The organism is Microcoleus sp. FACHB-1515 (assembly GCF_014696105.1).
In the GTDB taxonomy this organism is placed as follows: Bacteria; Cyanobacteriota; Cyanobacteriia; order Elainellales; family Elainellaceae; genus JAAUTJ01.
On record NZ_JACJPO010000068.1, the window covers coordinates 1 to 11,645 of the forward strand.

The 11,645-nt window shown below is 50.5% G+C and carries 4 protein-coding genes and 1 pseudogene; 2 read left to right on the forward strand and 3 right to left on the reverse strand.

Translation table 11 applies throughout. The annotated features are described in order from the left end of the window. A pseudogene (locus H6F67_RS27915) lies at positions 1 to 101 on the reverse strand (IS630 family transposase); the annotation flags it as partial. A gap of 50 nt (positions 102 to 151) precedes the next feature. On the opposite strand from H6F67_RS27915, the gene H6F67_RS24425 reads away from it, so the two are divergent. Further along, positions 152 to 4,333, forward strand: coding sequence for a strawberry notch C-terminal domain-containing protein (locus H6F67_RS24425; protein WP_190769265.1), 4,182 nt, complete (start codon positions 152 to 154; stop codon positions 4,331 to 4,333). A 69-nt stretch (positions 4,334 to 4,402) separates the two neighbouring features. Here H6F67_RS24425 and H6F67_RS24430 read toward each other — a convergent pair whose 3' ends face one another. Beyond that, positions 4,403 to 8,896 (reverse strand): caspase family protein, encoded by a 4,494-nt coding sequence (locus H6F67_RS24430; RefSeq protein WP_190769266.1) that lies wholly within the window; start codon positions 8,894 to 8,896, stop codon positions 4,403 to 4,405. Positions 8,897 to 8,899: 3 nt separating this feature from the next. Further along, positions 8,900 to 9,196, reverse strand: coding sequence for a hypothetical protein (locus H6F67_RS24435; protein ID WP_190769267.1), 297 nt, complete (start codon positions 9,194 to 9,196; stop codon positions 8,900 to 8,902). Between the two features lie 254 nt (positions 9,197 to 9,450). Between H6F67_RS24435 and H6F67_RS24440 the strand changes: the two genes are divergently transcribed. Further along, complete coding sequence (locus H6F67_RS24440; protein ID WP_190769268.1) at positions 9,451 to 11,535, forward strand: hypothetical protein; 2,085 nt, start codon at positions 9,451 to 9,453, stop codon at positions 11,533 to 11,535. The last annotated feature ends 110 nt before the right edge of the window (positions 11,536 to 11,645 follow it).

Here is an 11,645-nt window from a genome sequence, read left to right on the forward strand (position 1 = left end):
CCGGAAATTTTCAACATTCGACACACATCAATTTTGCGCTCACCCCGCTCAACGGCCTCAATTGCTTTGCTACGCAGGTCATCGCTGTAAGGATCTGACATTGTTCGTTCTAAATGCTTTGCTACGCTAACTATAACGTCCTAGCCTAGCTTTGTATGGCTATATCTTCGACGAAGCTCACGAAGCCGGAGGCAGCACCAGCGATACCGCCTGGAAAAGCAGCAGCGCTGCACCCGATCGATCCGAATTCGTCCGCGAACTAGTCGATCGCTGTGCCGGAGCCGTCTTTATGAGCGCAACAGCGACGAAAGATCCAGCCGTGATGGACTTGTATGCTCGCCGTTCCGATGCAGCCGAGGCAGTATCGAACCTTGCCAGCCTGCAACGCACGCTCAAAGATGGTGGCATTCCGCTTCAGCAAATGATGGCGACGAAGTTTGTGGCCTCTGGTCAGTTGCTCAGGCGGGAGCGATCGTTTGAGGGCGTGGCGTTTGCGGCGAAAACGGTTGCCGTCAGTCGAGAAACCGCTGATAGTATCTCTGCAATCATGCGGGGCATCAGCCAGTTTGACATTGCCAAGCAGAAGGCCGTCAAAAAGCTCAGCCAGGAACTCAAGAAGGAGGCCAAGCAGCTTGGCGAGGACAATTCGATCGGGCAGGTGGGAGCGCGATCGACTAACTTCACTTCCCTGATGCACAACGCGATCGATCAGGGTTTGCTGTGTCAGAAGGCAGAAGCAACGGTGCAAGCGGCGATCGCTGCAATTCAAAGCGGCGAAAAACCCGTGATTGCGGTTGCTTCGACAATGGATGCCTTCATCGGCCAGTACGCCGAGGATCACAGGCTGACCCCAGGCGATCCGATCGACATCTCGTTTGGGGATGTGCTGGGACGGTACTTGGAGCGATCGCGGGATGTCGTGATCAAGAATTACGAGGGCATTCAAACCAGACGACGCCTGAGTGATGAAGAATTGGGAGACGATGCGCTGGCAGCCTACGATGAAGCCAGGGAACTGATTGATGGCACTGACCTTTCCAACATTCCGCTCAGCTCGATCGACTACATCCGCTGGCGGCTGACGCAGGAAGGCTATCGCGTTGATGAGATTACCGGGCGCGAGAACATCATTGACTATGCAGTGGATGGGTCGATTGGGTTCGATCGCCGCTCCAGCAAAGAGACAACCGCACAGGCAAAAGTCGATATCGTCAGCCGCTTCAACGCAGGCGATCTCAATGTGCTGATTCTCAACCGCTCAGGCGCAACGGGAATCAACCTTCATGCTTCCGAAAAATTCAACGACCAGCGGCAGCGACATTTGATCGTGGCGCAGGCCGAGCGCGACATCAATCAGGTGATGCAGATGCTCGGTCGGGTGAATCGGTTTGGACAGGTGATCGAACCCAAAATCACGCTCTTGATGTCCGACTTGCCCGCAGAAAAGCGATTGGGCGCAATTTTGTCAAAGAAGATGGCAATGCTCAACGCCAACACAACTGCCGATCGCGACTCTGCTTTGTCCATTTCCAACGTGGTGGACTTCATGAATGCCTACGGCGAGGAAGTGATTGGCGAACTGCTAGAGGACAATCCGGAATTGGACGCCAAGCTTGCCTATGCCACGCACAACATCCAGGGGGACTCAGAGATTGAACTGATTAGTCGAGTGACGGGGCGTATTCCGCTCCTGTCGGGGAAGGAGCAAGAAGACCTCTACACGCAAATTGAAACCGAAACCCTCGACCTGATTGCTCAAAAAGAAGCAATGGGTGAAAGTGTTCTTCGCGCCGAACAGCTTGACCTAGATGCCAAAGTCGTCGCCCGAATGGAAGTCATTGCCGACACTTCTGGCATTCAAAACGAGTTCACGGGTGCGGTCTACCTGGAGGTGACAGATACCAAAATTCCAGTCAAGCCGCTCACCCAGCTTCAGGTGATCAATATCGTGCGCGAACACCTGGAGCAGCCAGCCGTCCAGCGAGTGGATGATCACGATTTCGATCAAATTCGACGGGAAGCAAAGCAACAGGCTAGACAAACGATCGACCAGCTTCGGCAAGACTTGAAGGCGTATCGATCGCAGCTTCTAGACAGCAAGCTTGACCCTTACAGCCGGAGCAGGGCAACCGATCGGCTGAGAAAGCAATTTGGGCATGTCACCGCAGTTCTCTCGAAGTTTGTCCCCGGTCAAACCGTCCGCGTCGTCTCGCCGGAAGGCAATGTTACCTACGGCGTGGTTGCTCGCATTTGGCAAAAAGGGCAAGAGGGCAATCCTGCCGCTCCGACCAACTGGCGAGCGCAAATCCTGACGGACAATCAGGCCAGGATGATGACAATTCCGCTTACGCGCTTCAATCGCGGCAAAGACAGCCTCTGCACGATCGTGACGGCGCAAGAAACGAACTGGAGCGGCGAAAACATCTATGAGGCGTTCGACCTGCGGCAGACAGAGCAGCGGCGAGAAGCCCAAATTTTTAGTGGCAACCTGTTGAAAGCCTACGAGAAATTTCCCAGCGGCAAGTTCATCAACTACACGGACAATCAGGGCAGCATTCGGCAGGGTTTAATCATGCCTGCTAGCTTTGATATTCAAGAAGCGATTCGAGCAGAACCTGTTGCCTTCCACGCGCCCTATCAAGCCAAAGCATTTATCACCGACATTACGCAAAACCAAGGTGCGGTTAAAACGCTCGATGAAGTGCTGACGATCAAAACGCAGGCAGCCGCACGACTGGGAAGCGAAGCCGCCGGATTTGTTCTGCAAACGCCCAAGTCAGGAATTGGCGATCGATTCTCGCTCGATCCAGACATCATGCAGGCAGCAGGAGCCGAGTTCTATTCGGTGAGCGATCGCATGGAGCTAATCGTTGCGTCAGAACACATCGATCGCGTTCTGACGCTGATCATGCAGGAAAAAGGCCACACCCTCGCCGCCTTTGACTTCAAAGATCAGGCGCGAGACTACTTGGGGATTAAGCTGCCTGAACTCCAGCAAATTGCCTCAGAGCAATCAACAGCGCAAGCAGTTGATGTTACCCATTCGGCTGAATCTGCTTCTGAGCAGTTAGACGAGGCGATCGCAGACGACTTTCAAGAACCACAGCCAATACTTGAATTGCCTGGGCAAGTCACCCCAATTGCTCCTCCGGAATTGCATACGACAAGAGCGGAGAGAAATGTAGCGAAATTTCTACAAGAAGCGGGTTGCATTGAAGCCGTTGGGGAAGATTTCTATTTGGCGATCGAGAACGCGCCATACATTCCTCTGGTTATCGAACGGCACGGTGAAGAGTTGTATTTGACGCATTACCTGAGCCAGAACGGAGACACTTTTATCGACTCCGAAATGGTTTTTAGCATTCGAGAAGACGGACGGCTGCAACTCAAAGAAGTCGCAACTCAAAATCCATTTCAAGGCGGAGAGTCAAGAGGATACGATCGCCCCTTCGCTCATCTTTTCGCTCGCAATATTCTCGATCAAGGCTTTGCTGAAGCGGCAAGAATTCACTGGCAAAAACAATCAGCAACTCAGGAAGAACACGAACCTTCGCAACATGAGCAGTCTTTTCAAGACATAGCATCAATTGACGATCATCAACAGGCAATCTCTACTGTAGAACTTGACGAGCAATCAACCCTTTTCGCAATCGATTCCTATCAATCAGAAGTTCCGCCAGCCGAATCTGTCGCGATCGATCCAACCTGGAACGAAGTTGAGCAGCCGACTCAACCCGAACAATCTCCGCTACCAGAAGTTCCACCACAGCATACCGTTCAAGATTTGCGCGAGTGGTACAAGCAGGCGAGAGATGCTGGGCGATCGGATGGGCATCTCGCGAAAATTGAGCAGGTTGGCAAAGCGTTCATTCAAGGTGAGCCATTGAGCGATCGCGACCTCGCAGCGATGACGCAAGATCAAGCAATCTGGCGGGAGCAGGTTGAGGCGATCGCAGACCAAGCTAGAGTCATTCTCTCGGCTATTGGTGAACCGCTAGCAGGCGGAATCTGCTTTGAAGGCAGGAAGGACTACACCCTATTTGCCCGTGATGAGACACTATACGCGCTGGCAAGCGATCGGGGCGTTCAGCCTTCAGCGGAAGATCGAGCAATTTTACCTGAGCAAATTTTGGCCTCCGGGCGAGGCATCGTGTTGAAAATTGAGCAGGGTAAAATCTGTCGAGAAGCGACTAGAGTGACATCCGCCGATGCGGAACGGTTCGATCGATTTGTCAAGCTGGTAGAAACTAGACTGCATGAGCAAAATAGACTCGTTACAGCTAGTTATGAACAATCCAGCGGTGAAGCTGCAAGTTTTGAACTTGGTGAGTGAGGGGTAGAGGGCAATCGTCCTTACATCCCTCGTCCTGCTCACTCTCTTCTGCATACTCATTCGATATTTTCAAGCTTGTTCATAGTTATGGAATTGCCAGGTATCTGGTTCTCCTTCAGGAAGAGCAACACCCATTAAAGGAGCAAGACGACGCATCCGCTCTAATGTAGCGATTACTGGTTCGTTTAAGATATATGCAGCAGCAAGTATCCGGCTAGGATGGATGCTGCCCTTTAGGAAAAAATACTGCCCATTGAAGTTTTTTGAGAAAGGAATCAAGTCTTCTCGACTGAAAGTTAAATTCTCTAAGAACTCTAAACTTACCTCTGGTATCTTTACTCCTAAAGGTTCAAATCGTTTTGCTCTTTGAAAAACTTCAATCAGGGGTTTATTTAGCCTTATAGCAACGTCGAGCATATCAGGAAAAGAAATTTCATCCTCCTTCTTAGAAACCTCATCAAGAATCATGTTATCTTCTTGAGTCAAGTTCTCAAATTCTGTAATCGTAGGATGATCTATCCTTGGAACCTCTAACCCTAGAGATGTAAATCGTTGTAGCCGCTGAAGAATTCTTGCGATTGGTTCATTCAGTTTTGCGGCGGCTGAAACTACATGGGCAACTGATATGCGGTTCCATCTCCAGGCGTAAATTCCTTTTAGATCAGAAGATAGGATGATTAGATCCTCTGAGGTTATGACAATCTCTTTCATAACATTAGTATCATCTACTTTAGGTGTTGTTATTCCCAGCGGTGCAAATTTTTGAAACTGCTCAAAAACTTCTGCTAAAGGCTTGTTAAGTTTCGCAGCGGCTAAGACCATTTGAGCAACAGATATTTGCTTTGAAGACCAAGCAGATTCTCCAGTGAAACCGGATGAGAGAATAATAAGGTCTTCCTGAGTTACATTAAGATTGATTAAAGCCTGAGGCTCTGCTTCTGGTACATCCAAACCAAGGGGAGCTAATTTTTGGAATCGTTTTAATGTTGTAGCTATCGGTTCATTTAATCTTGCAGAAGCCAGAACTATGAAAGCAGGATGTACTCGATCTTTTTCTAATTCATATGAATAACTCAAATAATCCTTATCAGCATTAGAATTATCTGAAAAAGCAATTACGTCCTCCGGAGTGGGAGTGAAATCTTCCAAAGACTTAGAGTTTATTGATGGCATTTCTAATCCCAAAGGTGCAAATTTTTGAAGTCGAGCAAGAACTTTTGCTATTGATTCATTAAGCCTTGCAGCAACTAGTACTAGATGAGCAATTGGAATACGACCTGTCAAGCAACTGCCGGGACGCTCTGATCTTACATTTGTTGAGAAGAGGATCGCATCTCCAGGCTGTAAAAGTGGGCAGCAATCGGGACGTAGTTGCGATGGAAAGCAATCAAAAAACGTACTTTGCCTTTTAAGCAAACCACGTTGTATCCATACAGCAATTCGATAAGGCAGTATCAACCAGGGTATTTCACGGATGATTGGTCCGTAATAAGTAATTCCTGTGTCTATCAAAGCTCTATCACCTTGAAAGCAACCAACTTGGTTAAGTAGAACCTCCGCCTGGTCATATTCTGATCTTCCCACTCTCAGCCTTAAGTTGCTATTCAGAGCCAACTTCATAATATGCTCTGCGGCCTGTGGGTGTTGCCACCCAAATTCCCATAACCAGACAAGTGTTAGATGCTTCCAATCAAGCAAGGAAATTGCATTCTCTATCAAAACATCACGTCCCCATTGCCAATTCCAATCTATGACTTTCTTCCGATCAACAGTCAGCTTGGGGTAATGAGTACCACGCAGATTAATCACAACTCCAGATTGCTCTTCTTCAGTCCAAAGTCCATCGGCTAAAATACACCCTCGTTCAGATGGTACATAGTTAAGAAGATGTGTTTGTATCCACCACACGTCCTCTTCACCTCTAAGGACTTCCTCCTTTTCAAGACTTGGATGCTTTAATTCTCCTGGATTCCAAATCCCATACCTAGCTCCCTCCTGTACTTTAGTTGGAAATTCTGCAACCCATAGAAGTTGCTTTAAAATTTCAATACAAGAAACCAACTTACCTTTGTGGCTTGTCCGATTCAGGTAAAGCCTTACTCTTGTTCCAGCGCTTTTTCCAAACCCTACAGGACGTACTCGAAAAAGACCGCTACTGCCAGGAATCCGAACACGCAATTGCAGTCCGGGCTTACCTTGGCGATCTAACCGACAAGTTTCAACTTCTATCTCATCTGCCAGCATGAAATAGCTGAGGACACCCACCCCAAATTGGCTGTTTGGGTAGAGGCGAATGGGCGGATCACATTTTAACCAATCAGCTTGTTCTTCAATAAACTCTGGTAGATCGGCAAATCGACGGCCAGCACGGGCAAAGCATTGAGACAAATGCAGCATTCCCATGCCAATTCCATTGTCTTCGCACTCAATATAAACTCGCCCATTCTCATCAGCCATTTGACGAAAGACAATGCGCCCTTCCCAGTCATCTTGTCCTTCGTATTGTCCGGTTTGCTTCAGATATGCAAGCCTTGCTTGACGATAACGGCAGGCATCAAGAGCATTCTGATATAGCTCACGAACGGCTAGCATCGGGTCGCCATAAAGCTGTTCTCCCATTAGCAATTCACGCACTTCATCGTGAGCAAGCTGAAAGTTGACGTGGGGTGTTTGGTAGACAGGGACACCCTCTTGTTTGTCAGCAGTAATTCCATCTGGCAATAGGTGAGTTGGCAGACCATGCAATGCTTCCATTCCCCGCTGTTGCTCTGCTATCTGCCGAGCAATACGGCTCAAATTGGCATCGGCATCTTCAACGTGGCTGCCTAACGCAAAATCGATCGCTGGATGATCACAAGTCACCCGCAGCGTTCGCCCTCGCCCAGAAGGATTCCAACGAGCTTGATTCACGGCATTTTTCACCTGCTGAGGCGTGAGCGGATCAGACAGTCCGATGTGGTCAACGATCACCTCCGAGAGCATTTTGATATCGATCGCCAGTAAGCCCGCCAGCTTCAACAGGTAAGCCAGCATCTTCTCACGAACTTCCTGCTCTTCCCGATATCGGCCTACGGTTGTTCTAGCCTGCAATGCATCTGGGCGATCGTCTCGATCAATCCGTTCAAAGTCAGCAAGCATACAACGAGCAAGCTCAATCAGGCGTTTCCGGGTCAACGTCTCGGTCGCAAGGTTTGACCTGCGAGAATTTGGGCTACCCAATGCTTTGTATAAGGGTGCAGCAAGATATCCTCCTTCTGATTCAGGCAGCCAAATTGCCAAAGTTTTCAGCAAACAGCGGTGGAGCAGCCACGCCATGACAGCATCTTTCTCAACAATTTGTCCTTGCTCTTTGAGCCGCTGGGCTTTTCGCACAAAGCGAGGTTGAGCCTGATGTTCCTTCTCCAAAGCAGCACGACAACCCAGTTGAGAATTAATACCGTCCCACGCAAGCGGATTGGCGCTGGCCGCATAACTCACACCACTCGCTAAAACAGCCTCTCGAACAAAAGGCACTGCGATCGCTAAAGCCGTTTCAGCCAGCGTTAGCTCAACAGCCGGATCAGAGCGGAACACCAGCAACTCCAGGGCATCTAGCACTCGAATCGGCAAGTCCTCATCTCGCCAAGGGTCTTGGGGAAATGCTCGAATGGTGGTTTGCCACTGCTGCCAACAAGCCGCGACTATCTGAGCGACCTGCTGCTTGAGTTCCTTCACTAAAGGATCTTCGTCCACGCCTCGGTCTTTCCAAAGCGGTGACTGCAAAGCCGCTTCAGACCACGCATCAGTACTTCGTCCATTTTCGATCGCCTGCGTTAAGCCATCACAAATCACTCGCGAAAAAGTGTCATCCTCAACAGCACTTTCAAAAGCACGACGAATTTGTTGAGGCTGTTTTTGGTGTTGGGCAATGAGTTGATTGAGCCTTTCCTGGGTTGCTTGCAGTACCTCTTCTAAGGTGCAAGCGGGATATTGAGGATCAAGTACCTCCGCCAATGCTTGAGTGAAAAGGCTGAACCCATCGTCTGCTCCTACATATTGACTGACTTGGCCTGCTCCACAGGCAAAAACCATGACAAAACTACGCTGGGCTGCTTTACGGCGATCGCCCCTGCTCCACCCAGCTAAATAGGTATCTTTGAAGCCTAACGTCACCCCTTCACGGCAGGCATCCACAAAGAAAATAATCGTCTCTGCATCAGACTGATCAATGATGTCTCCCAAATCTGTCGAGACCAGATACTCCTCGATATATTCAGGATCGTCAAGAAAGGCATCTGAGGGAATGAGATAGTCCTTGCCGCGATAGTGCATTCCATGCCCAGAAAAGTAGAGCAGCAGTGCCTCTACGCCCTTTGCTTCCTTACACTCTCGTCTCAACTCCCGCAAGATTTTGTTGCGTCCTGTTTGCGATTCACCGTCAACTCCGATCGCACGAATCGCAAAACCAGACTTCTCTAGAGCCGCGTGAAGCGTTTCGATATCCTTGCGAACGATGGGTAAATTTGTGATTGCATCACTCTCATACTCAGGAATGCCAATCAGTAGTGCCCGACGCTTTCTCATCCGTTACTCCGCAAACGTTAGCGTGATTGCGCCTTTGCCACCCAGTTTGGCTGTTCCTACTAACTCAATACCGCCCTCAGCAGTCACTTCTACCTGAATCGTGACTTCCTTGAGCTTAAAATTGCCAACCTTCCTGACATCATCCAGCATCGAAGCGACCCCTTGGCATACCCTGTTTAGGTTCTCGCGGAGGCGATCGGTCGGCAAATCTCGTACAACAATTTCTGTTTCAGTTGAGAAAATGCCCTTTGTCTCCTCGTCTTCCTCAGGCAAACTCACCAAGAAGGGGATTGTTTCCATGCTTCAGCCTTGCTTCTTCAAAGACTCAAATTCGATTTCCTTCAAATATAAGCGATATGAAAGGTTACGAGCTTTCCGAATTGTCTTTGTCTAAATTAGTTTCAGTAGTGAGAGCAATCATGCAGCAGCCAGCTTTGCCAGCAACACTCTAAAAAATCGCCAGAGTCATACGAATATTCATTCAGTTCAACAGCAGGGTCAGATGCGACTCCTAAAGTTGCAGCACTCAGGTCAATTTCTCCATCCAGACCGATATGCTGCTGCGCTGGTTCAATCGCCTCACGGCAATTCTGCTCACTGGTCTGCTGCTGTTTGCGCTCCTCCTGCCACAAGCAGCGATCGCCCAAACTTGGGACGAGCAAATCCACTCAACCCCGTATCACGGTGCACCCGTTCCGGACTGGCGCAGGATTTCCCTGTCAGACCTGCCTGCTTTGCAAGCGGGTGGAACGCTCCAAATTCCAGACCGTCTAGCCGATCAGCTTGGCTACAATCCCTCGCGCATCTGGCAAGCAGGAGCCGCGATCGGCGATGTCTTCATGCTCGCTGATGTGCAGGACGCCTTCAGGCTTGAGACCTTTAGCCTCAGTCAGGTCGCTCAAATCGCTGGACTCAACCTTGACCGGATTAGCCTGAGCAATTTCCCGCTGATCCAGCGCCAGACGATCGCTGATTTGGTACGAGCGGTTCCGGGCTTGGGCAATCTCCGCTTGAGCCAAGTGCCACTCTTCCAAGACCTAATTGATCAAACTCTGGTCAACTCTGCCGTTGGGCAACTCAATCTCAACGACTGGGGCGGCCAGAGTCTTGCCTCGATCGCTACCGACGAAACCTTAGGCCAACTCTCGCTCGGAAATACGCCCCACCTGCTTGAGCAATACAGCCTTGCCGATATTCCCAATCTTGATCAAGTCAGGCTGGAGAATTTTCAGGGCTGGCAAGCGACTTTCATCAGCGAAGTGCCCGGACTCGATCGCGTCCCGATGTCCGAGTTTCCCAATACTCCCGCTGGCGAATTTCTCGGCTTTGTGGCGATCGACGACGTGACCTATGGCAACAAGGAACACCGTGTCAAAGCCACCACCCACTCAATTACTGGCAGTAACCGGGTAGGCTTCCACTACCAGTGTGCTCAAGAGCGCGGCTGCGCGTATCTGGAGCTAAATTCCCCCGTTTCCCTGGGTGAAGTTGGCGATCCGACCGGGCTACATGGAGCGCAGTGGATTCAAGGCGGGCGATCGCAGGGTGGGCAGATGGTTCCCGGTGGGGAAGGGATTCTCGGCGCGATCAATGGGGGATTAGAGCCAACAGGACGCCTGCCGTTTGGGGCTGTTTTCAAAGTGGTGCTGACGGGAACCGATGAGGCAACGGGCACAGGGCAGTTCGGCTTGTTCTTTCGCGTTTGCCATCGGGGAGTGGTGGATTTGGGCTGTACGCCTTACTTCATTGGCCCAGTGCCTTGGTTTTCCGTTCACGAAAAAGGGCTGGTGTTTGTAGGGGAAACGCCTGGAGAGCCACCAGCAGACGCACCTCAACCGCCACCGCTGCCGCCCGATGTTCAGCAGCAAATTGATGATCTAATTCGCGCCAACGATCCCAACGGCAATTCAACACCCGTTCAACTCGATCGCGATTGTCTAGCTCGCCTGATGGCTGCCGTTCCTGCCGCTCAGCAAACCAATGCTGCGAGAAATCTGCCGATTATCCTGGCGGAGGCGAAACGCGATGGCATTACCGACCCCGCTCAGCTTGCCTACATCTTGGCAACCGTTCAACATGAAAGCCTGTTTGCCCCCATTCGGGAATTCAACTCGTACTGCGGTCAGTATGGACCGGGATGCTACTACGGCAGAGGCTTTGTCCAACTGACCCTTGAATCCAATTATCGAGATTGGTCAAACCGCCTCGGCATTGATCTGGTTCACAACCCCGATCGCGTCTATGACCCGCAAATTGCCGCCCAAATTCTCGTCCAGGGAATGCGTGACGGCACGTTCACCCGTCGTCGGCTCGGCCAGTTTATTCACGGCTCGCAAATTGACTTCTTGAATGCTCGCAGCATTGTCAATGGCGATAAAAACTACGTCGATCGCCGCACGGGGCAGACGCATGGAGCGATCATCGCCAGCTATGCCCAGCGCTACCTGGAAGCCTTGAGTGGCTGCTCACCAACTTCCCCGCCCAGTGGCAGTGGCGGCAGCCAAGGTGCAGGTGTCGCAACTGGACATTTTGTTCATCCAGTGCCCGGTCACACGGCAATCAGCGGTCGATTTCACGATTATCGTCACGCCAGCGATCACGTCCGCGCTCACTATCACAGGGCAAACGCATCTAAATGAGGTTGGAGTAATTGGGGTAGGATGCAGGCTTACGCTAAATCTGCTCCATGTCATGGATGAATTGACGATTGCTCCGACCATTCTCAACCATTTTGCCAGCCTGGAAGATC

What these genes read in the sequence shown, in the direction of transcription:
- H6F67_RS24430 (WP_190769266.1), bottom strand. Translation starts at nt 8,896, where the DNA reads ATGAGAAAGCGTCGGGCACTACTGATTGGCATTCCTGAGTATGAGAGT.
- H6F67_RS24435 (WP_190769267.1), bottom strand. Translation starts at nt 9,196, where the DNA reads ATGGAAACAATCCCCTTCTTGGTGAGTTTGCCTGAGGAAGACGAGGAG.
- H6F67_RS24440 (WP_190769268.1), top strand. Translation starts at nt 9,451, where the DNA reads ATGCTGCTGCGCTGGTTCAATCGCCTCACGGCAATTCTGCTCACTGGT.